22 protein-coding genes are annotated in these 24,777 nt (G+C 70.0%); 15 read left to right on the top strand and 7 right to left on the bottom strand.

Annotation, left to right across the window (positions count from 1 at the left end):
- Positions 1 to 661 precede the first annotated feature (661 nt).
- Positions 662 to 1,840: a phospholipase D family protein gene (locus tag AB0M35_RS23970; RefSeq protein ID WP_363747992.1), complete on the top strand. Its 1,179-nt coding sequence runs from the start codon at positions 662 to 664 to the stop codon at positions 1,838 to 1,840.
- On the opposite strand, the gene AB0M35_RS23965 is transcribed toward AB0M35_RS23970, so the two are convergent.
- Positions 1,841 to 3,445, bottom strand: coding sequence for a class I SAM-dependent methyltransferase (locus AB0M35_RS23965; RefSeq protein ID WP_363747991.1), 1,605 nt, complete (start codon positions 3,443 to 3,445; stop codon positions 1,841 to 1,843).
- Between the two features lie 433 nt (positions 3,446 to 3,878).
- On the opposite strand from AB0M35_RS23965, the gene AB0M35_RS23960 reads away from it, so the two are divergent.
- A complete protein-coding gene (locus tag AB0M35_RS23960) occupies positions 3,879 to 4,649 on the top strand; it encodes a hypothetical protein (RefSeq protein WP_363747989.1) in 771 nt (256 codons plus the stop codon).
- Here AB0M35_RS23960 and AB0M35_RS23955 read toward each other — a convergent pair.
- The gene (locus AB0M35_RS23955) at positions 4,646 to 5,290 is read right to left on the bottom strand and encodes a hypothetical protein (RefSeq protein WP_363747987.1); all 645 of its coding nucleotides are present in this window, start codon (positions 5,288 to 5,290) and stop codon (positions 4,646 to 4,648) included. The genes AB0M35_RS23960 and AB0M35_RS23955 overlap by 4 nt on opposite strands.
- A 525-nt stretch (positions 5,291 to 5,815) precedes the next feature.
- Here AB0M35_RS23955 and ssd point away from each other — a divergent pair.
- The 7 genes from ssd (at position 5,816) to AB0M35_RS23920 (ending at position 11,089) form a co-directional block, all read left to right on the top strand.
- Positions 5,816 to 6,910: a septum site-determining protein Ssd gene (gene ssd, locus AB0M35_RS23950; protein WP_363747986.1), complete on the top strand. Its 1,095-nt coding sequence runs from the start codon at positions 5,816 to 5,818 to the stop codon at positions 6,908 to 6,910.
- On the top strand, positions 6,907 to 8,166 hold the full coding sequence (locus AB0M35_RS23945; protein WP_363747985.1) for a TadA family conjugal transfer-associated ATPase: 1,260 nt from the start codon (positions 6,907 to 6,909) through the stop codon (positions 8,164 to 8,166). The genes ssd and AB0M35_RS23945 overlap by 4 nt, the downstream gene beginning before the upstream one ends.
- A gap of 440 nt (positions 8,167 to 8,606) precedes the next feature.
- Entirely contained in the window at positions 8,607 to 9,374 is a 768-nt protein-coding gene (locus tag AB0M35_RS23940) for a hypothetical protein (RefSeq protein WP_363747984.1), read from the top strand.
- Positions 9,374 to 10,150, top strand: coding sequence for a type II secretion system F family protein (locus AB0M35_RS23935; protein WP_363747982.1), 777 nt, complete (start codon positions 9,374 to 9,376; stop codon positions 10,148 to 10,150). Before AB0M35_RS23940 ends, AB0M35_RS23935 begins: the two co-directional genes overlap by 1 nt.
- Before the next feature lie 32 nt (positions 10,151 to 10,182).
- Entirely contained in the window at positions 10,183 to 10,341 is a 159-nt protein-coding gene (locus AB0M35_RS23930) for a DUF4244 domain-containing protein (protein WP_013731057.1), read from the top strand.
- Complete coding sequence (locus tag AB0M35_RS23925) at positions 10,338 to 10,706, top strand: TadE family type IV pilus minor pilin (RefSeq protein ID WP_363747980.1); 369 nt, start codon at positions 10,338 to 10,340, stop codon at positions 10,704 to 10,706. Before AB0M35_RS23930 ends, AB0M35_RS23925 begins: the two co-directional genes overlap by 4 nt.
- A complete protein-coding gene (locus tag AB0M35_RS23920; RefSeq protein ID WP_363747978.1) occupies positions 10,703 to 11,089 on the top strand; it encodes an Rv3654c family TadE-like protein in 387 nt (128 codons plus the stop codon). The genes AB0M35_RS23925 and AB0M35_RS23920 overlap by 4 nt, the downstream gene beginning before the upstream one ends.
- 18 nt (positions 11,090 to 11,107) lie before the next feature.
- On the opposite strand, the gene AB0M35_RS23915 is transcribed toward AB0M35_RS23920, so the two are convergent.
- The 4 genes from AB0M35_RS23915 to AB0M35_RS23900 form a co-directional block, all read right to left on the bottom strand.
- Complete coding sequence (locus tag AB0M35_RS23915; RefSeq protein WP_363747976.1) at positions 11,108 to 11,524, bottom strand: hypothetical protein; 417 nt, start codon at positions 11,522 to 11,524, stop codon at positions 11,108 to 11,110.
- Between the two features lie 88 nt (positions 11,525 to 11,612).
- Positions 11,613 to 12,191 carry a hypothetical protein gene (locus tag AB0M35_RS23910; RefSeq protein ID WP_363747974.1) on the bottom strand — a complete coding sequence of 193 codons (579 nt, stop codon included), beginning with the start codon at positions 12,189 to 12,191 and terminating at the stop codon, positions 11,613 to 11,615.
- A 92-nt stretch (positions 12,192 to 12,283) separates the two neighbouring features.
- The gene (locus tag AB0M35_RS23905; RefSeq protein ID WP_363747972.1) at positions 12,284 to 12,490 is read right to left on the bottom strand and encodes a hypothetical protein; all 207 of its coding nucleotides are present in this window, start codon (positions 12,488 to 12,490) and stop codon (positions 12,284 to 12,286) included.
- A gap of 113 nt (positions 12,491 to 12,603) precedes the next feature.
- Complete coding sequence (locus AB0M35_RS23900) at positions 12,604 to 15,054, bottom strand: DEAD/DEAH box helicase (protein WP_363747971.1); 2,451 nt, start codon at positions 15,052 to 15,054, stop codon at positions 12,604 to 12,606.
- Between the two features lie 142 nt (positions 15,055 to 15,196).
- Here AB0M35_RS23900 and AB0M35_RS23895 point away from each other — a divergent pair, with 142 nt between their 5' ends.
- The 6 genes from AB0M35_RS23895 (at position 15,197) to topA (ending at position 23,299) form a co-directional block, all read left to right on the top strand.
- Positions 15,197 to 15,538: an STAS domain-containing protein gene (locus AB0M35_RS23895; RefSeq protein WP_363747969.1), complete on the top strand. Its 342-nt coding sequence runs from the start codon at positions 15,197 to 15,199 to the stop codon at positions 15,536 to 15,538.
- The gene (locus AB0M35_RS23890) at positions 15,538 to 15,972 is read left to right on the top strand and encodes an ATP-binding protein (RefSeq protein ID WP_363748008.1); all 435 of its coding nucleotides are present in this window, start codon (positions 15,538 to 15,540) and stop codon (positions 15,970 to 15,972) included. The genes AB0M35_RS23895 and AB0M35_RS23890 overlap by 1 nt, the downstream gene beginning before the upstream one ends.
- 325 nt (positions 15,973 to 16,297) lie before the next feature.
- Positions 16,298 to 18,679, top strand: a complete 2,382-nt coding sequence (locus tag AB0M35_RS23885) for a sodium-translocating pyrophosphatase (protein ID WP_363747968.1) — start codon at positions 16,298 to 16,300, stop codon at positions 18,677 to 18,679.
- A gap of 120 nt (positions 18,680 to 18,799) precedes the next feature.
- Positions 18,800 to 19,342: a hypothetical protein gene (locus tag AB0M35_RS23880; protein ID WP_363747966.1), complete on the top strand. Its 543-nt coding sequence runs from the start codon at positions 18,800 to 18,802 to the stop codon at positions 19,340 to 19,342.
- Complete coding sequence (locus tag AB0M35_RS23875; RefSeq protein ID WP_363748007.1) at positions 19,339 to 20,067, top strand: hypothetical protein; 729 nt, start codon at positions 19,339 to 19,341, stop codon at positions 20,065 to 20,067. Before AB0M35_RS23880 ends, AB0M35_RS23875 begins: the two co-directional genes overlap by 4 nt.
- 370 nt (positions 20,068 to 20,437) lie before the next feature.
- Entirely contained in the window at positions 20,438 to 23,299 is a 2,862-nt protein-coding gene (topA, locus tag AB0M35_RS23870; protein WP_363747964.1) for a type I DNA topoisomerase, read from the top strand.
- Between the two features lie 68 nt (positions 23,300 to 23,367).
- Here topA and AB0M35_RS23865 read toward each other — a convergent pair whose 3' ends face one another.
- The gene (locus tag AB0M35_RS23865; protein WP_363747963.1) at positions 23,368 to 24,684 is read right to left on the bottom strand and encodes a D-arabinono-1,4-lactone oxidase; all 1,317 of its coding nucleotides are present in this window, start codon (positions 24,682 to 24,684) and stop codon (positions 23,368 to 23,370) included.
- Positions 24,685 to 24,777 lie beyond the last annotated feature (93 nt).

Below are 24,777 nucleotides of genomic sequence, written 5' to 3'. Positions count from 1 at the left end.
GCGCTGCAGCCCATCCCGCACAACCGCGATCGTGCAAGCCATCCTCGTCCTGCACCACGTCGAGAACCCGACCTACCCAGGATGAAAAACGCTCAAACTTTCTGTACGTCTTCAAGGCGGCCCTTGACGGGCCGCACGCGCCGCCGCCTGGGGCGCGCGCCGGCCACTGCCGCTGTCGCTCTGCGGCCGTCACGCCTGGCGCCCAGCGGCTGGCGCGGAGGGGGAGCCCGGGGCCGGCCGCCGCAGACGGGATAGCGGGGAGTGGTGGAGGTTCGTCGCCGGCAGCCGGCCGCGCCGCGCCTGAGCAGCGCGGCGCGGGGAAGGGGCGCGCCGGGTCCGCGTGGCAAGCCCCAAGCATGGGGGCGGTGTCCGCCCGGGGCGGGCCGGTCGTCCAGGAGCCGGCTCCACAGCCACTCAGGGTCAGGTCAACCGCTCGCCTGGGAGGGGGAGGGGTGGCCGCCGGGGGGCGAGCTCCGACCCCGGGAGCCGGGTCCATGCCGGGCGAGGTTGGGTCAACTGCGCCACTGTGGCGGTGTCCGCCGGGGGCGCGCTCCGTGACACGAGAGCCGACTCAGTCTTTTCCAGCAGCGCCCGTACGTGCGTCAAGGCCCGCTTGACGTGGCGGGTTGCACTTGGAATGCGAATCCAAGATGCTCCCGGGGTGCGGTATCTCGATACGGGGGCGCGCGACCCCGAACACGCGCTCGGAACATGGCTCGACACGGTGCTGCTCAAGGCCCCCTCGGTCGTTGCCGTCCGGCTTCAGACTGGTTTCTTCGGAGCAGACGCACTCGGATACTTCGAGCCGACGTTGGCCCGTCTGGCGGTGTCAGGCGGTCTTACGCGCATGCTAATTGGGTCGAACGACGGCGAAACGACCCGTGCAAGCCTTGAGAAGCTCATAACAATGGCTGGAGCACCGCGAGCCGGGCTTAGTCTCGCGGTCGTGAGCTTCGCAAATGCCTTCTTTCACCCGAAGGTCTTCCACTTCACCCGGGCTGACGGCTCAGCCACCGCCTACGTCGGATCGGCCAACCTCACGAGGGCCGGGGTTACTGCTCAACACGTCGAATCCGGCATTATCGTGGACACCCGCGATGGTGACAGTCCTAAATTCTTGAAGTCCATCTCGGATGCGATAGACGGCTGGTTCATGTCGAGGCGAAGCGGCTTCTACCCCTTCTCAACTCCGGCGGACCTTGACGCACTTGCTCAGGCGAAGATTATCGATGTCATGCCACCGCCCCGGCCAGAGCGGGTCCCGTCCCTACAGGTCGTTGGTAAGAGCGGGATCCGATCTAGCGCAACGCTGACCCCGCTCGTTCAGCCTCCCGCGACTACGATTACGGCGTTGAAGCCGATTGCGCCGAGACCTCGCACATCAGCTGCCTCTGCCATGCCAGCTCCGGCAAAGCCACCGGTTGTGGTCCACCATTGGAGTAAAAAGCTTTCAGCCTCCGATGCACAACGGAAGGGTGCTGGGAACCAGCGCGGGGCGGTAACGCTCGTCCAGGGCCACTACCGCGGGCGGATCGACCAGCGTACGTACTTTCGTAACGAGATCTTTCAGGCGGCACGTTGGCACCCGATGGCGACGGCTACCGGCCTTCCGATGGACAAAGCCATCATCCCAATGGACACGACCGTCAAAGGCGTGGCTATGGGAGTTATTAACTTTGAGGTGACGTACGCGGCTAACCGGGAATCTGCTCAGAACAACTACACGTCGACCCTTCACCTTGAGCCACTAACGCCTCTATTTCAGCAGCAAAACATGACGAACCGAAGACTTGAAATCGAGTCTCTTTCGGACGGGACGTATCGTCTAACCATCTCGTAACTAGTTGGGATCCTTCGTCTTGCCGCGGCGCATCCGCCTGTCCCGCAGGGTGCGCCATGCGGTGCGAGCTGCATCGACCTCGGCAGGAGTGAATCCGAGCTTGCCGATCAAGACCGATTGGTCCACGGCGTCAACAGCCTCCTCGATGCGCTTGTGACGTACTAGCTGGTCGACCACTGCTACGAGGTGCTCGGGGAGAAGGGACGGGTCGGGAATCGGAAGTTCCTCGGCTTCGGAAGGCTCTAGTTCGAGAAGCCCGCCGCCGTAGCTCCGCCCCACGACCTCGCTGAATGCGAAAGTGACACTGTTCATGGCGCAGGCCGCCAACTTGGCCGGATTAATGCCCTCACGCATCCGCATGCGGTGAACCGTGTCCGTGCTGGTTGCCTTAGTCTCGTTTGCGACGATTCGGGGATGTGCGTGGATCTGGCGCAGCATGAATGCATCCGCCTGCCAAATCGAGGGCACGACCCACCATTGCTTCCGGATCCGGCATTTGTATCCGGTGTGAACCTCGTGCTCCTCCCCGAGCCGCACGTAGGCCGCAAGCCCGGGATGTTCTTCTAGTGCGACGCCTCTTGCGTCAAGAAGGAGGACTTTGCCGCCGTCGGATCTATAGTCTTGGTGGTCGGCATGATTATATTTGATCCCACTCAACTGGTTACTGCGTGATACCAGCGGGATGGTCAGGTCCTCGACCTTGTGCTGCTGTGCTTCGGCGGAAGTCATTACGAAATAGCTGTTACGACCCGTAACCACGCCGACATCCACAGACGCGAAGCGTTCCAAAGGTGCAAGCCGGTCGTCAGAACGAAGAGTTCGCAGCGTCTCGACTTCTTGGGGTTGCAGAAAATACTTGGTCCACTTTTCGCGCTCGTGTAGCGGTGCTCGAACCTTCGGATCTGTGTCGACCTGCAGGCCGGCGAGTGACGCAGCGTCGTCGACCTCAAGCACCTGGATTCGGGCCGGCCCTTCGCCCTTAACCGCCAGGAGTAGGACGACCTCTTGAAGGATCCCGGGAAACACGAGCCGTCGGAAGCACACCACAGTCACTGCAGAGCAGTTATCGATCAGGTACTGGCGCAGCTCAGACGCATAGCCGACCTGCATCAGCTCGGCGGGAACCACCAAACCAATGCGCCCACCAGGCCGGCAAGCCACCACCGACGCCATGACAAAGGGGACCCAAGCGTTGGTGAGCTTGTTTGGGTGTAGACCATTAGAGCGCATGAACGACAGAGCGGTTTCTCTACTGGGCTCCGCCCAGTGACCGAACCTGATGTATGGAGGATTGCCTGCGACACCGTCGAACGATCCGTGGCGTTCCCCTGTGAACCAGCGGAAGAAGTCTCCGGTTGCAACGCTCAGGCCTGTGCGCTCAGAGGCCCTGGCAGCCTCTTCTGGGAAGAGTTCTACGCCGACCGCATCCGCCGTATGCTTGGCGAGGTACGCGAGGATGTTCCCATCGCCGCAGGCTGGTTCGAGCAGCACGGAGCCGGCGCAGGCGACCCAGTCGCTAACAAACTCCGCGATCGGCGCAGGCGTGTAGTACCCGCCCCGCAACTTCTCGTCGGTGGGTGATGCCTTCGCCTCAAAGCCAGCCATAGGGGCATTCTGCACGAGACCACCGACAAGCCCGGGAGCGCCCTCGCCGAGGCAGACCCAAGCAACTTGGCCAACCGCTCCCCTGAGCGCCCTGTGCTGGCCGACGAGGTGATCGCGCCGGACGAGAGCGCACATCAGCCGCCGAGGCGGGACGGTCGCCCGAGGTGGCGGACCTGGCCGGACGCTGCCGGACGGCATGCACAGAGCTTGTAAGCGAGACGCCGAGCAGCAGCGAGGCAGCAAGAAGGCAGCACCAGCGTAGACGCGGGCCGGACCCGGACGGCAAGGAACGAGGTCCGGCCCTTGCTTGTTGACGCCAGCCGCCACCGCTCGGCAACGGACAACAGCCTGAGACCGGATCCCCCCGACGGGGGTCGTCCCTTTCCCAGGTAAGCGCTACACCACAGGTCACAGGCCATCTCCGATCCCATCGGTGAGCCTCATCCTGCGGCGTTTCCTCTGCCAGAGGCAGCAGAGAGGCAGCAGAGCTCTCGAAGGCCGCCAGGACGCGGACCGCGTAGTCGTCCGGCATGTGTGTACCGGTCCAGCCCGGCCCGCGAGCCGGCCACCGTCTATATCGCTCGGATTGCTCGGCGAAGGCTGCGATCATCCGGCGATGGCGATCCGGTCCCACGACGGCAAGCTGTACGAGATCACCTCGGGATACAGCATCCCCGACGATGCCTGGCAGTACGAGCTGGTCGGGCTAACGGGTCCTCCCGGCACAGGACCGTACCTCTGCGTCTCGATCCCCGACGCGACGCCCGATGGGCCCTTCACACCGAAGCCGGCCGAGCACATCGTGGTCCATGCCGGCGGTGGCATTGTGCCCTGGCCGATCCTGAAGGAGTTGATGCACCTGCTCGACTCCGGCGGCGACCTGGTCGATGAGCTACGGGATCTGTCGCCGGCGGCGACCGCGCTTCCACTGACGCTCAACACCTGGTCACACAACGACCGACGGTTCGAGATCAACCACTTCCACTACAGCGACGCCGAATCGTGGTGCTGTGAGCTGTATGAGGTCGACCCGGCCACCACCGAGAACAACTACATCGACGTCCGCGTTCCCGACGCCTCACCGGAGTCCGGCCCCTTCGTCCCGATGCCGGCCGAGCACGTGACACTGACCATGCACGGATGCTGGGCACTCCCATGGCCGGTTTTCCGCCGCTTCCTCACCGCCGTTGGCCAGGCGATTTAGCGGATCACGGCTTTGGCGGGCGTTGCGGTCGGCTCGAAGCAGACCAGCGACCTTCCTCGGCGATCGGTCACCACCCACGGATGGCCGACGTAGGTGTGCTGCCGGTACGACGCGGACGGTTGGAGCACCGCGTACTGCCGTCTGTGGCCCTGGTAGTCCAGCCAGTACACGATCACCGGCCGTGACCTGTGGTTGGCGAACTCGATGCTGGTTTCCCGGCCACCACTCACCGACCGCAGACCTCGCTCCCGCGATGGTGGCAAGGGCGTCAGTTCTCGCGGCTCGGCCGGTCGAGGGCTCGGGGTGGGTCGTACCGTCCGGCTCGGTGACGCACTCGGCCTGGCGCTGGGGGCAGCAGGGCTGCGGGTGGCGGCCGGGCTGGTCTTGGTCGCCGCCGCCGACGGTGATCGGGTGGGCGACGACACCTGGCTGGGTGCGATCGGGCGGGTGGAGGAGACGCCGCCCACGGACGACGAGGCTTGCGGGGCGGAGGGTGTCAGAGTGCCGGGGGGTGGCCACGGCAGGTCGGGGGCATGGGGCCAGCCGAACCGGCCGGGCGGAGTCGGCGGTTCGGCGACCGGTGACGGCGGGGTGGTCGGCCAGAGCGCGGTCAGCATGAGGCCGAGCACGGCGGTACCCACACCCGCCAGCATCAGCCGGTGGGAGCGGCGGCCGGTGGGGTGCGGTGTCGGATCGATCGGAACGACTACCGGCTCGGATGGTGATGCCGGCGGCTGGTGGCCGGATAGGCCCGGGGGCGTCGACAGTGCGGGCCTGACCGGTGTCGCCGAGATGGCGAGGAGTGCGGGCGGCATGGTGTCCGAGTCGGGATCGGGTAACCACGGACCGATCCGAAGCCGCGGCTGTATGCGTGCGTGGTCGTGATCTGGTGACTGAGTCATGACCCCGATCCGGCGAGGATTGCCGTTCCACCGACGGCACAGGCCGTCGATTATGCGTGGTGTGCGTCACTTCTCGCCATAAGCGCCGGTGGCCAAAGTGGACGCCCGATGAAGCCCGGAGGCACATAGCAGATCAACGAGCGTTGTGGGCGTTGTCCACACAAGCGCCGGTTGTCCACAGGGGGCGAAGTCGGGGCGGCATTCGTCGTGCCACGGGAGGCAAGGTTCGGCACAGCGAACCCGCGCCGACCGTTGGAGGCCGCGATGCCGTCCCGTACCTCCGTTCCACCGCACCGGCGACCGCCGCTGGTGGTCACCGCCGACGGTGACCTGCTCGACGACCTGCTCCGGCTCGCCGCCGCCGGCGCCGTCGAGGTGGAGGTGGCTGCTGATCCGGCCGCCGCTCGTACCCGGTGGCAACCAGCTCCGCTGGTGCTGGTCGGCGCCGACCAGGCGCAGCCCTGTCTGCGGGCGCGACTGCCTCGACGGTCCCGGCTGGTGCTCGTCGGTCGAGCCGACGACCTCGATCCCGGATGGCAGGTCGCCGACCTGCTCGGCGCCGAACATGTGGCGGTGTTGCCGGCGGCCGAGCCGTGGCTGGTCGACCGGTTCGCCGAATGCGGCACCGATGGCGCTGCGGCGCGGGTCGTCGCCGTGGTGGGTGGTCGCGGGGGAGGCGGAGCAAGCATCCTGGCCGCCGGGCTCGCGGTCACCGCCGCCCGAGGTCGGCTGCGGACCCTCCTGCTCGACGCCGACCCGCTCGGCGGCGGCCTCGACCTGGTGCTCGGCTGGGAACAACTGGAAGGGCTGCGGTGGCCGGCGCTGTCCGGCGCCGACGGGCGGGTCGATCCACCGGCCCTGGTGCGGGCGCTGCCCAGCCGGGGTGACCTGGTCGTCCTCTCCTGGGACCGAGGTGACCCGGTGGCCGTACCAGCCGAGGCGATGGCCGCCACCCTGGATGCCGCCCGGCGCGGTCGGGACTTTGTGGTCGTCGATCTGCCCCGACAGTTCGATGACGCGGCCATCACCGCTCTGCAGGCGGCCGACCGGGTTTTCGTGGTGGTGCCGGCGGAGCTACGGGCGACGGCCGCTGCGGCGCGGGTGGTCTCGATGGCCGCACCGCACTGTCAGGATCTGTCGGTCATCGTCCGGGGGCCGGCTCCTGGACGACTCCGAGCAGCGGAGGTGGCTCGGGCCCTCGGTCTGCAACTGGCCGGGACGCTTCGCCCGGAGCCGGGGCTGTGCCGTGGACTTGAACGTGGCGAGGCTCCAGCAGCCGGCGGACGTGGTCCGCTCGCGGAACTCTGCCAGCGGATCGTCGCCGACCTGACCGGCCGAACGATTGCGGGTGCGGCGTGACCGGGCAGCCCCTGGCGGCCCGGGTCCGGCAGCGGATCGCCGCCGCCGTCACGCCGGTCACCCCGGCCACGATCGTTTCGGCGGTACGCGCCGAGGCCGACGCCGCCGTCCTCGGCGACACGGCTCTGCTGCGAATGGCCGACCAGGTACGCGACGACCTGGTGGGTGCGGGCCCGCTCGCTCCGCTGTTGGCGGAGCCGGACGTCACAGATGTGCTGGTCAACGGGACCCGGGTGTGGGTCGACCGGGGGCAGGGACTGTGCCAGGTGCCGGTGCCGGTGGGCACCGTGGACGACGTCCGCCGGCTCGCACAGCGACTCACCGCTGGTGCCGGTCGCCGGCTCGACGACGGCTCGCCCTGCGCCGACGCGCGGCTGGCTGACGGCACCCGGCTGCACGCCGTACTGCCGCCGGTGGCGACCGACGGCCCCTATTTGTCGCTGCGTACCTTCCGCCAGCGGCCGTTCACCCTGGACGAACTGGTCGGTCAGGGAGCCGTGCCGCGTCCGGCCGCGTCGGTGCTCGCCGCCGTGGTCGCGGCCCGGCTCGCCTACCTGGTGATCGGTGGAACCGGGTCCGGTAAGACGACCCTGCTGAACACGCTGCTCGGGCTGGTGCCGGCCACCGAGCGGATCGTGCTGGTCGAGGACGCTGCGGAACTGCGGCCGTTGCATCCGCACGTCGTCGGGTTGCAGGCCCGCACGGCGAACGTGGAGGGGCGCGGCACCGTCGGCCTCAGTGAGCTGGTTCGGCAGGCGTTGCGGATGCGACCGGACCGTCTGGTCGTCGGTGAGTGTCGCGGTGCAGAGGTGGTTGATCTGCTTGCCGCACTCAACACCGGCCACGACGGTGGCGCCGGGACCCTGCACGCCAACGCTCCATCGGACGTACCGGCCCGGCTGGAGGCACTTGGCCTGCTCGGCGGGTTGCCCCGACCGGCGTTGCACGCCCAACTGGCGGCGGCCCTCCAGGTGGTGGTCCAGATCCGCCGTACCCCGCAGGGACGGACGCTGGAGTCGATCTGTCTGCTGCTGCCCGAGGGCCCTGAGCGGTTGGTCAGGGCAGTACCGGCGTGGGTTCGAGGTCGCGGGCTCGGCCCGGCGGGGCCGGCACTTGCCGCCCTGATTCGCAGCCGGGACGTACCGGTGCCGCCGATTCTGGATGAGCCCTGGCCGGGATCAGCGGGGCCGGGTGAGTACGCCGGGCCGAGCGCGGTGCCGCCGCAGGGCGAAACGAAGCCCGGAGCGTCGGCATGAGCGCCCTGTACTGGTGGGCGCTGGCGCTACTGGGCCTGATTGCCGTCGTGGCGTTACCGGTGCGCAGGTTGGTCGCACGGAAGGCTCGCTCGGGCCGGGCGGACGGGGACGAGGCGCTCGTCAACTGGATCGTCGCTCTGCGGGAAGCGGGTGACGCACCGATGACGCAGCAATCCGTGGTTCGACCCGCCGAGCGCGGGTGTGCCGTACACCAGCGGGCCGTCGTACGGGCAGCGACCGCCGGACCGCCGGCCACGACTCGGCCGCCGCAATGGCGAGGAAGCCGACGCCCGCCGACGTCCGGCCGTACGCCGCCCGTGCCGACCGGTTCCGACCTGAGGCGTGCTGACCCGCCGACCGCTGAGCCCGAGCTTGGGTTCCGGCCGGTGTCGAGCCCGCCGATCCGAGCGAATGCCGCCGGAGCACGACGGTGGTCGGGGTTGCTGCGGCGCAACTTGCTGCTTGTGGTGCTGCTCGGCGCCGGGGTCTCCGGTCTGCTCGCCGGGCCGGTGGCGGCGGTCGCTTGTGGCGGGTACGGCGCGCTGGGTGTGCGGGCGTTGCACCGACGCGGTGCGGCGGTCCTCCGGGTGCGAATGCGACGGGAGCGGTTGGACCAGTTGTGCGCCCTCGCCGCCGATCTCAGGGCGGGACTACCGGTGCCGGTGGCCGCGGAGGCCTTGGGGCTCGTCCGTTCGGTGCCGGCCGCCACTGAGGAGCCGGTGGCGTCCATGCCGGTAGCTGGGTCGGCCCGACGAACGCAACGGCCGAGGGACGAGACCGGCGGCGTGGGCCGGTCCGTGTTGCCCGACACCGTGGAGGCCGAGGCAGGCGATCTGCCAGGGCCGGGCCGCCGCGTCGCTGCGCCGGATCGCCCTGGGCAGTTGGCGCAGGCGGCGGTGCGGCTGGCCGATCGTACGGGGGCACCGCTGGCCGATCTGATCGAGCGGATCGAAGCCGACGCCCGCTCGACCGACCGGGGAGTGGCCGCTGCTGCCGCGCAGGCGGCCGGTGCCCGCGCGACCGCCTGGCTGTTGGCCGCCCTGCCGCTGGGCGGCATCGGCCTGGGCTACGGCATCGGGGTGGATCCGCTCCAGGTCCTGCTGCACACCCCGATCGGCGGCGGGTGCGCGGTCGCCGCCGTCGCCCTACAGGTGGTCGGGCTGCTCTGGGCGGACCGCCTCGGCGCCGTGGCGGACGGAGCCAGTTGATGTCCGGTATCACGCTGGCGGTGGGTTGCCTGGCCGGCGCCGCGTTGCTCGCCACGGTGGCCGTCAACCGGCGCCGTCCCCGGCGACGACTACGCCGGTTGACCACCCACGGCTCCACAACGGTTGGCCGGGTGCCCGGTGATGGTTCCGGCGGCGATGCCAGCGGTACGCCCACCAGTCGCCGAGTGGACGGCATCCGCCTTGCTGCCGCCCTGGCCGGGGTGGCCGTGGCGGTACTGGTCGAGGGCTGGCCCGGCATGGTGAGCGCCCTGCTCATCGCGGTGCTGCTGGACCGGCTGCTCCGGCGGATCGAGCACCCTGCCGACCGGAACCGACGGCTGCGGGCCGCCGCTGACCTGCCGCTCGCCGCCGACCTGATGGCTGCGGCGCTGCGGGCCGGAGCACCGGTGGAGCGTTCGGTGATCGCCGTGGCCGACGCGCTTGGCGGTCCACTGGCCGAGCAACTCCGCCGGGTCGGCCGGACGCTGCAACTCGGCGGGTTGCCGCAGGAGGCCTGGGCGCATCTGTCGGCGGTGCCGGGTGGGCAGCGGGTCGCCACCGCCGCCGTTCGCTCGGCAAGCAGCGGGTCGGCCCTGGCTGGCGCCCTGACCCGGCTCGCCGATGACCTGCGTGCCGACCGGGTCACCACGATCGAGGCGGCTGCCCGTCGGTCGGGTGTGTTGATCGTGCTGCCCCTGGGCCTGTGTTTCCTGCCCGCCTTCATTCTCGCCGGCCTGGTGCCGGTGATCGTCGCCGTGCTCGGCGACGTGCTGTGAATCCATCGAGAGAGGACGAACACGTGCGCAAAATGCTCGCCCGCCTGCGCGGGGACGCCGGGATGAACACCGCCGAGTACGCCGTCGGGACGCTCGCGGCGGTGGCCTTCGGTGGCATCCTGCTCAAGGTACTGACCTCCGACAGCGTGCAGTCGGCGTTGGCGGCTGTCATCGATCGGGCGCTGAAGTGACCGGGCGCCGGCTGGCCGGTCGTGACCGAGGTTCGTTCACCGCCGAGATGGCGGCCGGTCTGCCGGCGCTGCTGCTGTTCCTGCTCACCGGCCTGACCGCCGTCAACGCGGTCAGCACCAAGTCGGCCTGCCTGGATGCGGCCCGGGAGGCGGCGTTGGCCGCCTCCCGGGGCGAGGACGGCACACCTGCCGGCAGCCGGTACGCACCGCCGGATGCGACGGTGACCGTCGTGCTGGACGGTGACCTGGTCCGGGCGACGGTGCGGGCTCCGGTACGGGTACTCGGCGGTGAGCTTCCGGCGATCACCGTGGTGGGCGGGGCCGTGGCAGTCGTCGAGCCGGGCGCACCGGAGCCGCAGCCATGAGGACCTCGGAGCGGGCGTCGTCCCGTTCGGCGACCACCGATCGGGACCGTGGCGGGGCCACCATCTGCCTGTTGGCGGCGGGGCTGGTGTTCGTCCTGGGTGGCCTGTTCGCCGCCGGGGTCGGCACCGCCCGGATGGCTCGCCAGCAGGCCCGGGTCGCCGCCGACTTCGGCGCCTTGGCCGGTGCCGCCCGGGCCCTTCAGGACGAGCCGACGGTGTGTGCGCGGGCTGCCGAGATCGTCGCCGCGAACGGCGCCCGGTTGGTGTCGTGCCAGATCGACGGGCTTGATGTCCTGGTCACGGCGGAGTTGACCGTGCAGCCGTTGCCCGGACTGACGCGGGTCGCCACGGCAACCTCCCGAGCCGGGCCGCTGCGCGGCTGACTCTGGCGTGGGACGGGGTCAGCTCAACCGGCGAAGACCATCGGTGATGGCCGTCCGGAGCTGTTCGCCGTACGTGTCTGCCGGCAACACGGCGACATGGTCGGCCGCTCGCGCGAAGGCGGCGCGTGCGGCGGCGAGATTGCTCAGCCGTTCGTACGCCATCGCCACACTCACGTGCAGCGATGGGTACAGGGCGCTGATCCTGGTGTCATCGACGGCGTCGGCCTGCCGCAGCGCCTCCTGGTTCCACCGCAGGACCTCCTCGGGGTGGTCCTGGTGGCGGGCCAGGTAGTGCGCCGCGATGCACGCGTCATAGCTGTCGGTACGCCTCGCCCAGGCCCGTTCGAACAACGCCCGTGCGTCGGCCGCTCGTCCCTCCGCCTCCGCCCGCATCCCGTCCTGGCACAGCTTGAGCACCGGATTATCGAGATCCATCATCGCTCCCGTTGATCGCCGACTGGCTGAACGAGACGATCCTGCGGGCTCAACCAGCTTGAGGATCAAGTGGCCGCCCCCGGGGCGGTCAGCGGCTCTGGAGGGCGTCCAGCGCGATCGCCATGGCGATCACCAGGCGGCGGTCGATCTGCGGGTGCTGAATCTCGACCACGTAGCGGTCGCGCAGACCCCACTTCTTGATCACCGAGAAGACCGGCTGGCCACCGGCGACGAAGTCGAAGTGGTAGGGCAGCCAGGACAGCGAGTCGATGAAGCGGCGCAGCAGGGCCACCGGCATGCTGCGCTCCTGGCCGGTGACGGCGGGCAGGCCCGCCTGCTCGACGTGCCAGGTCGACCGGAGCAACGACTGCGCGAAGTCCTTGCGGAACAGGCCGATCGAGTTGCCGGCGTGGTCGGTGACGTCGTACGTGGCGGCGAGGTCGAGGCGTTGCCGGGCCTTGAACCCGAGCAGCGGCTGCTGCTTCGAGTCGTCGGTGTAGATCGTCACCTGCTCCTTGAAGGCGAGCCGCTTCTGCTGGGCGAACGCCAGCAGACCGCCCTCGGTGCCGTCCGGGGCCACGCTGTGGACCTCGTACTGGTTGACCATCAAACGGATCCGTTGACGGATGTGGAACTGGTGCTGCGACTGCAGGCTGTCGAGCTGCATGAAGTCTCCTCAACTCTGATGCGCCGGAGTGTCGCACAGCCCGGCAACGGTGGCACTGAGCGGGCACGACGCGGACGGCGCTGAGGGGCGGCTCAGCGAATCCCGTCGACGGTCGACCGGTGCGTCACGTTGGTGAGCAGTTGCTGGATGGTGCGCAGCCGTTCGTTGATCTGATCCAGCCGTTCGGCCTGAGCCAGGGTGGCGAGCGCCGTGCTCAGGGCGATCTGCTGATCGACGCTGAGCTTCTCCTGGTCGATGGTGTAGAGCAGGTCGACGGTCTCGGCGATGGTGTCGGCCACGGCCCCTCCTCACGTGCGCGGGCGAAACGGCGAACGGCGAGCGCAGTCCGACGAGCATCAATGGAAGCGCTCCCAGCGTTCTTGCCCGTACGCGTCGGGTTTTATGCCTGGCGTCAGTTCGGCAGGTTGGCCAGCACCACGTCGAGCACCCGGACGGCCCCTGACTTGGACAGCGGGTTGTTGCCGTTGCCGCACTTGGGTGACTGCACGCAGGACGGGCAGCCGGCCTCGCAGCCGCACTCGTCGATGGCGCCCCGGGTGGCTTTCAACCAGGCGGCGGCGGTGCCGTACGCCCGCTCCGCGAAACCGGCCCCGCCGGGGTGACCGTCGTAGACGAAGACCGTCGGCGCCTCGGTGTCCGGGTGCACCGCGGTGGAGAGCCCACCGATGTCCCAGCGGTCGCAGGTGGCCAACAGCGGCAGCAGCCCGATCGCGGCGTGTTCGGCGGCGTGCAGCGCCCCCGGCACGTCGGCGGGGTCCACCCCGGCCGTGGTCAGCGATTCCGGCGAGAGGGTGAACCAGACCGCGACCGTCCGCAGTTCCCGCGTCGGCAGGTCCAGCGGCCGGGTGTCGATCACCTCGCCGGTGGCGATGCGTCGCCGCTGGTACGACACCACCTGGCTGGTCACGTCCACCTCGCCGAGGAACAGCCCGACCGGCCCGGCGTCGACGTACGAGCGTACCGACACCACCGACAGCGAGGTGACGTCCCGCGCGTGGGTGGACCAGTCCGGCTCCTCGGGATGGACAAGTGCACATCCGTCTTCGAGGTCCAGGGTGTCGACCACGTAGGACACCCCCTGGTGCAGGTAGACCGCGCCGGGGTGCAGCAGGAAGTGCGACGAACCGCCGTCGACGGTGCCGAGCAGCCGGCCGGTCGCCGCCTCCACCACGCAGACCGGGGCGCCACCCTCGCCACGCAGGTCCACCTCGGGTCGTTCCCGGTGCCGCCAGTACCAGCCGGTCGGCCGCTGTCGCAGCGCGCCCGCCTCGACCAACGCCTCGACGGTCTCCTTCGCGCTGTCGCCGAACAGTTCCAGGTCGGCCACGGTCAGCGGGGCCTCGGCCGCCGCGCAGGCCAACTGGGGCCCGAGCACGTACGGGTTGGCCGGGTCGAGCACGGTGGCCTCCACCGGTGCGCCGAAGAGCGCCTCCGGATGGTGCACCAGATAGGTGTCCAGCGGGTCGTCCCGCGCGACAAGCACCGCGAGGGCCTCCTGCCCGGAACGCCCGGCTCGGCCGGCCTGCTGCCACAGGGACGCCCGGGTGCCGGGGTACCCGCAGATCAACACGGCGTCCAGCCCGACCAGGTCGACGCCCAACTCCAGGGCATTGGTGGAGGCCAGGCCGAGCAGGTCGCCGTGCAGCAGCGCCCGCTCCAGCTCACGCCGTTCCTCGCGCAGGTAGCCGGCGCGGTAGGCGGCCACCCGGTCACCGAGCCCGGGTACCGCCTCGTCGAGGCTGCGCCGCGCGCTGGTCGCCACCACCTCGGCACCCCGTCGGGAGCGGACGAACGCCAGCGTACGCACGCCGGCGGCGACGATGTCCGCGAGCAGGTCGGCGGTCTCCCGCAGCGCCGACCGGCGGACCTGGGTGAGGTCGACCGTCTCGGCGTCGTGGGTGTGACCGGGCGGCGCGGCGGATCGTGGGGCATCCGGATCGCGGCGGGGCGCAGGTGCGGCGGCGGACGGCGGCGAGGACGGCTCGGCGGGCAGCAGCGGTGGCTCCCAGAGCGCGAAGGTCACCCCGGCTCGCGGTGAGGTGTCCTCGGTGACCGCCGCCACCGGCAGGCCGATCAGTCGGCCGGCTGTTGCCGCCGGATCGCCCGAGGTCGCCGAGGCCAGGACGAAGGTGGGGCCGGTGGGATTGCCGTACCGGGCGCACTGCCGGCGGAGCCGGCGCAGCACGTGGGCGACGTGTGAGCCGAACACTCCCCGGTAGACGTGGCACTCGTCGATCACCACGTACCGCAGCCGGCGAAGGAATCCCGACCACTGCGCATGACCGGGCAGGATGCCGTGGTGCAGCATGTCCGGGTTGGTCAGCACGAACCGGGAGTGCCGTCGGATCCACTCCCGCTCGGCGCGTGGGGTGTCACCGTCGTAGCAGGCCGGGCGTACGCCATCGATCTCCAGCTCGGCGACGGCGCGTAACTGGTCGGCGGCGAGCGCCTTGGTCGGTGCCAGGTAGAGCACGGTGGCGCGGGGGTCGGCGAGCAGGGTGGCCAGCGCGGGCAGTTGGTACGCCAGCGACTTGCCGGAGGCGGTGCCGGTGGCGACGACGACGTGCCGCCGTTCGTGGGCCAGCTCGGCGGCCTCGGCCTGGTGCCGCCAGGGTGCCGTCACCCCCCGCCGGGCATACGCTGTGCGCAGTTCCTCCGGAGCCCACCCTGGCCAGGGCGCGGGTGTCCCGGCCCGGGACGGCACCCGTTCGACATGGGTGACCGGATCGGTGGCGTGCCGCTGCCGCAACTGGCGTAGCAGGTCGCCCGGCGCGGCGGCCGGAACCGGGGCGGGGCCCGGCTCGCGGCCCCGGCCGGCGGATACGCTGGCTGCCGAGGTCACGTCCTGCACTCTCGCACTGGTGTTCGGAAATGGGAAATTGACCCACCGATGCGGTGAGTCCGGCCCCCGGTGAGTCGTCGGGCGGCGTCGGGGGTAGTGGTTAGATGCCCAGAGAGCTTACGGCCGCGTCGAGGGAGGACCGATGGAGCTGTCGCTGGCGACCCGCACCGTGGGGGAGCACACGGTGCTCGAGGTCGGCGGTGAGGTGGATGTCTACACCGCCCCCCGACTGCGCGAGCGGCTGCTGGAGCTGATCGACTCCGGTGCCCGACACGTGGTGGTCGACCTGGGTCGGGTCGACTTTCTCGACTCCACCGGGCTGGGCGTGCTGGTCGGCGCGCTCAAGCGACTGCGTACCGCCGAGGGCACCTTCGCCCTCGTCTGCGACAAGGAGCCGCTGCTCAAGATTTTCCGGATCACCGCGCTGGACCAGGTGTTCCCACTGCATCCCACGGTCGAAGCGGCGACCGGCGTCGGCGCGTGATGGCCACGGTACGGCTCTCCTTCTCCCCGGCGCCGGTGCATGTGCGTACCGCTCGCCTGGTCGGGGTGGCGGTCGCCCGGCGGGCAGGGGTACGCGAGGACCTGCTCGACGAGGTACGCCTGGCCATCGGCGAGGCGTGCACCCGTGCGGTCGCCCTGCACCGCCAGTACGGGCTGGCCGACCCGGTGCTCGTGGAGATGTCCGACTCGGGGGCGTACGCGGTGCGGGTGGTCGACCGGGCGCCGATCGAGGCGGGTATCGGCCTCGCCGCGCTCGACGCAGACCAGTTGGCCAACGAGTCGCTCAACGAGGACGACCTCACCACCGGGGTGGGCTTCGCGCTGCTCGCCGGTTTCGTGGAGGACCTACAGGTGCGCCCGGTCGATGACGGGATCGGCACCGAAGTCCGGATGGTCTGGCCGCTGACCCGCTGACCCATTAGCTCGCTGACCGCCGCCGCCTTCCCTGACCAGGGAATGCGGCGGCTTTGCCATGGATCCGTCCCTATATCAGATTTCGGTTCATAACACAGCGACGAAGATCATCGCGACACGGCGCCACCTCGGTGTGACCTCGAACACTGCGGAGGGCTACAGTACGCGGGTTGTCAGCAAGTGATCCATCGGGCAGCCAGCGCAGATGGGCGTGGAGGCGCTGGTTCGCCGAGGGTGGCTCAGTGCGCACTTGCGAAATTCGCATCCAGGCGCAGGTCGGTGCGTCTCCACCGGCCGGCGCGTTGTTCGGCACAGGAGGACACAGATGTCCGACAGCTTGGCCGCCGAGGGCGGCGGCGCGATCTCCCTGACCGGGGCCAATGTCACGTACGTCGTCATCGCTGCGGTGATCGCGCTGGTAGCGCTCGCCTTCGCTGCCGCGTTGACGAAGACCGTGCTGGCTGCCGGCAAGGGCACCGAGAAAATGCAGGAGATATCCGGGGCCGTGCAGGAGGGCGCCTCGGCCTACCTGTTCCGGCAGTTCCGGACCCTGGCGATCTTCGTGGTGATCGCCGTAGTACTGCTCTTCCTGCTGCCGGTGCACCAGACCGACGGCAACGAGACCGCGGTGAAGATCGGCCGTTCGCTCTTCTTCGTGGTCGGTGCGCTGTTCAGCGCCTTCATCGGCGGTGCCGGCATGTGGCTGGCCACCCGGGCCAACCTGCGGGTGGCCGCCGCCGCCCGGGAGCGGGAGGGTGGCCGGGAAGTGGCCATGAAGATCGCCTTCCGGACCGGTGGGGTGGTCGGGTTCCTCACGGTCGGGCTGGGCCTCTTCGGTGCCGCGCTGGTGGTGCTGATCTTCCGGGGTGACGCGCCGACGGTGCTGGAGGGCTTCGGCTTCGGCGCCGCCCTGCTGGCCATGTTCATGCGGGTCGGCGGCGGCATCTTCACCAAGGCCGCCGACGTCGGCGCCGACCTGGTCGGCAAGGTGGAGAAGGGCATCCCCGAGGACGACCCGCGCAACGCGGCCACCATCGCCGACAACGTCGGCGACAACGTCGGCGACTGCGCCGGCATGGCCGCCGACCTGTTCGAGTCGTACGCGGTCACCCTGGTCGCCGCGCTGATCCTGGGTCGCGCCGCGTTCGGCACCGACGGCCTGGTACTGCCACTGATCATCTCCACCATCGGTGTGCTGGTCGCCATCATCGGTGTCTTCATCACCAAGCTGCGCGCCTCCGACCGCAACGGCCTGACCGCCATCAACCGGGCCTTCTACCTCTCCGCGCTGATCTCGGCGGTGCTGGTCGGGGTGGCCACCTTCGTCTACCTCCAGCCGTCCTGGGCCGCGCAGCTCGGCGACGACTGGCGGACCGCGCTCGGCGTGGACGGCGGCGACCCGCCGTTCGGCCCGCGTGGTGTGGTCATCGGCGCGGTCGTCATCGGCATCGTGCTGGCCGCCGCCATCCAGGCGTTGACCGGCTACTTCACCGAGACCAACCGTCGTCCGGTGCAGGACATCGGCAAGAGCTCGCAGACCGGCCCGGCGACGGTCATCCTCGCCGGCATCAGCGTCGGCCTGGAGTCGGCGGTCTACTCGGCGCTGCTCATCGCCGCCGGTGTCTTCGGCGCGTTCCTGCTCGGCGGCGGCTCGATCACGCTGTCGCTGTTCGCCGTGGCGCTGGCCGGTACCGGTCTGCTCACCACCGTCGGCGTGATCGTCGCGATGGACACCTTCGGCCCGATCTCCGACAACGCCCAGGGTGTGGCCGAGATGTCCGGCGACATCGACGAGCACGGCGCCCGTACGCTCACCGAGCTGGACGCGGTGGGCAACACCACCAAGGCGATCACCAAGGGCATCGCGATCGCCACGGCGGTGCTGGCCGCGACCGCGCTGTTCGGCTCGTACACCGACACGCTGCGCATCGCGTACGCCGATGCCGGGGTGACCGACGTCGGTGCCGAGATCCTCAACGCGCTGAACGTGGCCAACCCGCAGAACCTGGTCGGCCTGATCATCGGTGCGGCGGTGGTGTTCCTCTTCTCCGGCCTGGCCATCAACGCGGTCTCCCGCTCGGCCGGAGCCGTGGTGATGGAGGTCCGTCGGCAGTTCCGTGAGCTGCCCGGCATCATGGACGGCACCCAGCGCCCGGAGTACGGCAAGGTCGTCGACATCTGCACCCGGGACGCGCAGCGCGAACTGCTGACCCCCGGTCTGCTGGCGATCATGGCGCCGATCGCGGTCGGCTTCGGCCTCGGGCCCGGCGCGCTGGCGTCGTACCTGGCGGGTGCGATCGGGGCCGGCACGCTGATGGCGGTCTTCCTGGCCAACTCCGGTGGCGCCTGGGACAACAGCAAGAAGATGGTCGAGGACGGCGCGTACGGCGGCAAGGGCTCCGACGCCCACGCCGCGACCGTCATCGGCGACACCGTGGGTGACCCGTTCAAGGACACCGCCGGCCCGGCCATCAACCCGCTGTTGAAGGTGATGAACCTGGTCTCGCTGCTGATCGCGCCGGCCGTGGTGGCGTGGAGCATCGGCGACGACCGCAACGTCGGCCTGCGGATCACCATCGCGGTGGTGGCGACGCTGATCGTCGTCGCGGCGGTGATGTTCAGCAAGCGCAAGAGCATCGCGCTCGACGAGAGCTCCGACAGCGGATCCGGTACCGCCGACCCGCGCCCGGAGGAGATCAAGGCCTGACCCTCCGGTCAGCATCACCGGTCCCCGGGCAGCGGCCACCGCCGCCCGGGGACCGGTCCCCGCTGCGGCCGGTCCGCCTGACCGGTGCCGACCGGGGGAGGAGGCCGTACGCTGCAACGCATGCGTACGTGCCGGGCGGACGCCGCCAGAATGCTGACGGTGGTCCTGGCTACGTTGGTCCTGCTGACCGGTTGCGGGTCCAGCGGTCCCAGTCCCCGGGCGTGGGCCGCGTCGGTGTGTTCGGCGCTGACCCCGTGGCGTGCCGAGATCAGCAAGCTGACCAGCAGCACCGACCAGCAGATGACCGCGCAGACCACCCCCGCGCAGGCCAAGGAGAACCTGGTCCGGCTCTTCGGTGGAGCCGAGCAGGCCAGTGAGGACGCTCGCCGCAAGGTGGAGCAGGCCGGGGTGCCCACGGTCGAGAACGGCGCGGAGATCGCCGAAGGCTTCCGGACCTCGCTCGCGTCGATGCGGGACGCCTACGGCCGGGCCCGAACCACGATCGACGGGCTGAGCACGGGTGAGGCCGGCGTCTTCTACGGTGGCGTGCAGACGGCGGTGGAGACGTTGCAGCAGGACTACGACGCAAGCGCGTTGGACACCAGCCGACTCAACTCGGAGGAGTTGAAGCGCGCCTTCGACGAGGTACCCGAATGCCATTGAGCGGTTCCGGTGAGACATCGGCGGCGCAACCGCTGCCGGTGTCCTTCCCGGTGCCCGCTGCGGCGTCACCGACCGCCCCGCGGCCCCGCGTACGGCCGATCGCGCCGGACCCCGGTCCCCGCGAGGAGACGGGCGCGACGGCCGGCGACCGGCAGTTGGTCTTCTTCGGTGCGGAGACCGCCGAACCCTCGGTCGCCGATCTTGCCGGCCTGCTCGCCGGACCGGGCGAGGTGCACCGGATGGGCGGCACCGCCCGCTTGTCCGTGGTGGTGGACGCCGGATGGCGGGTACACGTGCTCGTCGCCGAACTGGCCCGGCGCGGCGTCCGGGCCACCTGGACGCCGACCGAGGACCAGCGGTACGCCGTGCGGACCGCGTACACCCGGGCGATCGTGCCGCTCGCGGCGGCGTGGCTGCGCGGCCCGACGCAGCAACCGCCGGCCGGCTTCCAGTTGGACGGCCGGCGGCTACGGCTCTGGCTCGCCGCCGCCGGGGTGGTCGACCCATCGGAGGTCCTCCTGCACCTCGGGGGCGTCGATCCGGATCGCTGGACGATGGTCGGTGCGGCTCTGGTCGGGGCCGGGCTGGTCGGCGAACTGGTCGAGCCGGGCGCGGGTGGTCCCGCGTACCGGATCGCCGGGCGACGCCGGGTGCTGCGGCTGGCGGAACTGGTCGGCGAAGCTCCACCCGCCGCGCCGCCCGGAGCCTGGCCGGTCCGCGACTGAGCGGCCCTCCCGGGGTCTGCCGCCGGTCGGCGACCGACCGGCTGACGGAAGCCGGGCCGGTCCGCGACCGGCCGGGCGGCGGCTGTCCGATCTGGGACAGCCGGGCGTCAGCGCACGCCGGGAGAATCGGCTGGGTTCCACCTCCACCGAGGGGCTGCCATGGTCACAGTGGCACGCTTTACACCCTACCCAGGGTGTACGGTGACGCCGTTCGGCGTGACCATTGATCGTTCCGAGCGGATTGCCGCCCGCGAAACCCGAAACACGGACGGCGCGTTACGTTGGACATCCGGACCGCCGGGTATCGAGGGTCGAGCGTGCCCCGATCCGGTCAGGCGCGGCCACGAGTGGGAATGAGGTCGAAACCGAAGTGCCGAGTAACGCTGGAACCACCCGTCTGGTCATCGTCGAGTCGCCGGCGAAGGCCAAGACGATCTCGGGCTATCTAGGCCCGGGGTACGTCGTGGAGGCCAGCTTCGGGCACGTCCGCGACCTGCCGCGCAACGCCGCCGACGTGCCGGCCCGCTACAAGGGCGAGCCGTGGGCCCGGCTCGGCGTCGACGTGGACAACGGCTTCCACGCCCTCTACGTCGTCTCCGCCGACCGCAAGCAGCAGATCAGCAAGCTGACCAAGCTGGCCAAGGAGGTCGACGAGATCCTCCTCGCCACGGATGAGGACCGCGAGGGCGAGGCGATCGCCTGGCACCTGGTGGAGACGCTCAAGCCGAAGGTGCCGGTCCGGCGGATGGTCTTCCACGAGATCACCAAGCCGGCCATCCAGGCGGCCGTGGCCAACCCACGCGAGATCGACCGTGATCTGGTCGACGCCCAGGAGGCCCGGCGCATCCTTGACCGGCTCTACGGCTACGAGGTCTCCCCGGTGCTGTGGAAGAAGGTCATGCCGAAGCTGTCGGCGGGCCGGGTGCAGTCCGTGGCGACCCGGATCGTGGTCGAACGCGAGCGGCAGCGGATGGCCTTCCGCACCGCCGAGTACTGGGACATCCTGGCCACCCTGGCGGTGGCGAAGCCGGGCGAGGGGCCGCGCACCTTCAACGCCACCCTGGTCGCGCTGGGCGGCGACCGGATCGCCACGGGCAAGGACTTCGAGCCGACCACCGGCAAGGTGCGCGCCGGGGCGGGGGTCGTCCACCTCGACTCCAGCGGGGCCCGAGGGCTGGCCGCCCGCCTCGAAGGGCGGCCGTTCACCGTCACCCGGGTCGAGGAGAAGCCGTACCGGCGTCGCCCGTACGCGCCGTTCATCACCTCCACCCTCCAGCAGGAGGCGGCCCGCAAGCTGCGGTTCTCGTCGCAGCAGACGATGCGCACCGCGCAGCGGCTCTACGAGAACGGCTACATCACCTACATGCGTACCGACTCGGTGAACCTGTCGGAGACCGCCATCGCGGCGGCTCGTCGGCAGATCGTCGAGTTGTACGGCGAGCGCAGCGTGCCGCCGGAGCCGCGCCGCTATACCGGCAAGGTGAAGAACGCGCAGGAGGCGCACGAGGCGATCCGCCCGGCGGGGGACAACTTCCGCACCCCGGGCGACGTGGCCAAGGAACTGTCCGGCGAGGAGTACAAGCTCTACGAGCTGATCTGGCGGCGTACCATCGCCTCGCAGATGACCGATGCCGTCGGCTCCAGCGTCTCGGTGCGGATCCGGGCGACCACCTCGGCCGGTGAGGAGGCCGACTTCGGCGCCACCGGCAAGACCATCACGGACCCGGGTTTCCTGCGGGCGTACGTCGAGTCCAGCGACGACGAGAACGCCGAGGCCGAGGACGCCGAGCGCCGGCTGCCCAACCTGGTGAAGGACCAGCCGCTGACCGCCGACGAGCTGGCGGCCCAGGGTCACCACACCCAGCCGCCCGCCCGCTACACCGAGGCGTCGCTGGTCAAGGCCCTGGAGGAGCTGGGCATCGGCCGCCCGTCAACGTACGCCTCGATCATGCAGACCATCCAGGACCGGGGGTACGTCGTCAAGCGCGGTCAGGCGATGATCCCGTCGTTCCTGGCGTTCGCGGTGATCGGGCTGATGGAGCGGCACTACCCGCGCCTGATCGACTACGACTTCACCGCCAGCATGGAGAACGAGCTGGACGAGATCGCCGGTGGTGACCACGCGGCGGTCGACTTCCTCACCGCGTTCTACTTCGGCACCACCAACGGCGTCGGTGACCAGGACATCGCCCGCTCGGGCGGGCTGAAGAAGCTGGTCACCGAGAACCTCAGCGACATCGACGCGCGCAGCGTCAACTCGATCCCGCTGTTCACCGATGACGAGGGGCGTGAGGTGGTGGTGCGGGTCGGCCGGTTCGGGCCGTACCTGCAACGGGCGCTGCCCGGCGAGCAGCCCGCGCCGAAGGCGGAGGGCGAGGAGGGCGCGGCACCGGGCGACCGGGCGCCGATCCCCGAGGGCCTGGCGCCGGACGAGCTGACCCCGGAGAAGGTGCACGAGCTGTTCCTCGGCGGCGGGGGCGAGCGCAAGCTCGGCGACGACCCGGCGACCGGGGAGCCGATCCTGCTCAAGTCGGGCCGGTTCGGCCCGTACGTGGCCAGCGGGGAACGCAAGTCGTCCCTGCTGCGCTCGCAGTCGCCGGATTCGCTCACCCTCGACGAGGCGCTCAAGCTGCTCAGCCTGCCGCGCCTGATCGGCTTGGCACCGGACGGCGCCGAGGTGTTCGCCAACAACGGCCGCTACGGCCCGTACGTCAAGCGTGGCGACGAGTTCCGTTCACTGGACTCGGAAGACAAGATGTTCACCGTCACGCTCGACGAGGCGCTGGCTCTGCTGGCCGCCCCGAAGACCCGCCAGCGTCGGGCCGCCGCCCCGCCGCTGCGGGAGATGGGCGCCGACCCGCTGACCGAGAAGCCGCTGGTCATCAAGGACGGCCGGTTCGGCCCGTACGTCACCGACGGGGAGACCAACGCCTCCCTGCGGCGCGGCCAGACCCCGGAGGCACTGACCTTGGAGGAGGCCTCCGAGATGCTCGCCGAAAAGCGGGCGAAGGGCCCCGCCCCCAAGAAGGCCGCCAAGAAGACCACCGCCAAGAAGGCCCCAGCCAAGGCCGCCAAAGCCACTAAAGCCACCAAGGCCACTAAAGCCACCCCCGCCAAAGCCACCAAGGCCACCCCCGCCAAAGCCACCAAGGCCACCCCCGCGAAGGCCGCTTCCGCAAAGGCCACCAAGGCCACCCCCGCCAAAAAAGCCGCTCCCGCCCGTACCGAATAACCCCAACGCCGATCTTGGTACGAAAGTGTCCCTCCAGGGGCAGCCCCGTACCAAGATCCACGTCGGTGTCAGCCGAGGAGTGCGGTGAGGTGGGGGGTGGTGAAGGTTCGGTGGGGATCCAGGCGGGTGCGGGTGTGCTGGAAGTCCTGCCAGCGGGGGTAGGCGTCGGCCAGTGAGGCGGCGTCGCGCCAGTGGAGTTTGCCCCAGTGGGGACGGCCGCCCAACTCTGTCGCCACCTGCTCGAAGGCCCGGAAGTACGGCTCGTAGGGCATGCCGACGTACTGATGCAGGGCGATGTATGCCGATTTGCGCCCGTACGAGTGCGACAGCCAGATGTCGTCGGCGGCGGTGAAACGCACCTCGACCGGGAAGAGCACCCGGAACGGCAGCCGGTCGATGATCCGGCGGAGCGCGCGCAGCGCCTCGGGCAGGGTGTCGCGCGGTAGCGCGTACTCCATCTCCACGAAGCGGACCCGGCGCGGGGTGCAGAAGACCGTGTCGGAACGGCCGGTGTAAATGCGTTCGGTCAGTGCGCGGGCGGAGACGGCGCTGATCATCGGGGCGAGGGCCGGCATCGCGCGGCCGAGCCGGCAGGCCCCGGCGAAGACGGTGTTGGCGAGGAAGTCGTCGTCGAGCCAGCCGCGCCAGCGCGGCAACGGACGATCGTCGGCGGGTACCCGGTCGTTGACCTTGAGCTGTGCCCGGCTGCTGTACGGGAACCAGAAGAACTCGACGTGGTCGTGCGCACCGATCAGGCCGGGCAGGTCGGCCAGTACGGTGTCCAGGGCCGCCGGACGTTCGTGCGCCCGCAGCACGAAGGCGTCCACGCAGCGCAGCGTCACATCGACCAGTACGCCGAGCGTGCCGAGCGAGATCCGGGCCGCGTCGAACACGTCGGGATGCTCCTCGGCGGAGCAGTGCAGCACCTCTCCGGTGCCGGTGACCAGGGTCAGCGCCGCGACGAAGGTGGCCAGCCCGCCGTATGCCGCGCCGGTGCCGTGGGTGCCGGTGGAGATCGCCCCGGCCACGGTCTGTGCGTCGATGTCGCCGAGGTTGGGCAGCGCCAACTCGTGACTTGCCAGCAGCGCGTTGAGCTGCCGCAGGGTCATTCCGGCCGGTACGGTGACGAGACGTCGATCGACGTCCACCTGTACGTCGATGGCGAGTCCGGCCAGGTCCATCCGGCTGCCGTCGCCGACCGCGACGGGGGTGAAGGAGTGGCCGCTGCCGACCGGGCGGATCCGGGCACCGGCCTCGGCGGCGGAGCGGACCAGCTCGACGACCTCGGCAACGGTGGTGGGGCGCAGGACGGCGGTTGCCGCACTGTGCTGGTTGCCGGCCCAGTTCGACCAGGTAGTGGCCTCGGTGGCGCTGCTTCCAGGCATCGGCGCTCCTTCAAGTGAATATGAACCGAGTTCATATCAGGAACGTTGTCCCTGGTAAACACCGCAATCGAGATTCGCTCGTTGTACCGGTAG

This window comes from Micromonospora sp. NPDC051196 (assembly GCF_040682415.1).
In the GTDB taxonomy this organism is placed as follows: Bacteria; Actinomycetota; Actinomycetes; order Mycobacteriales; family Micromonosporaceae; genus Micromonospora.
The sequence above is the reverse complement of the archived record's forward strand: the minus strand, read 5'-3'. Positions and strand labels throughout refer to the sequence as shown.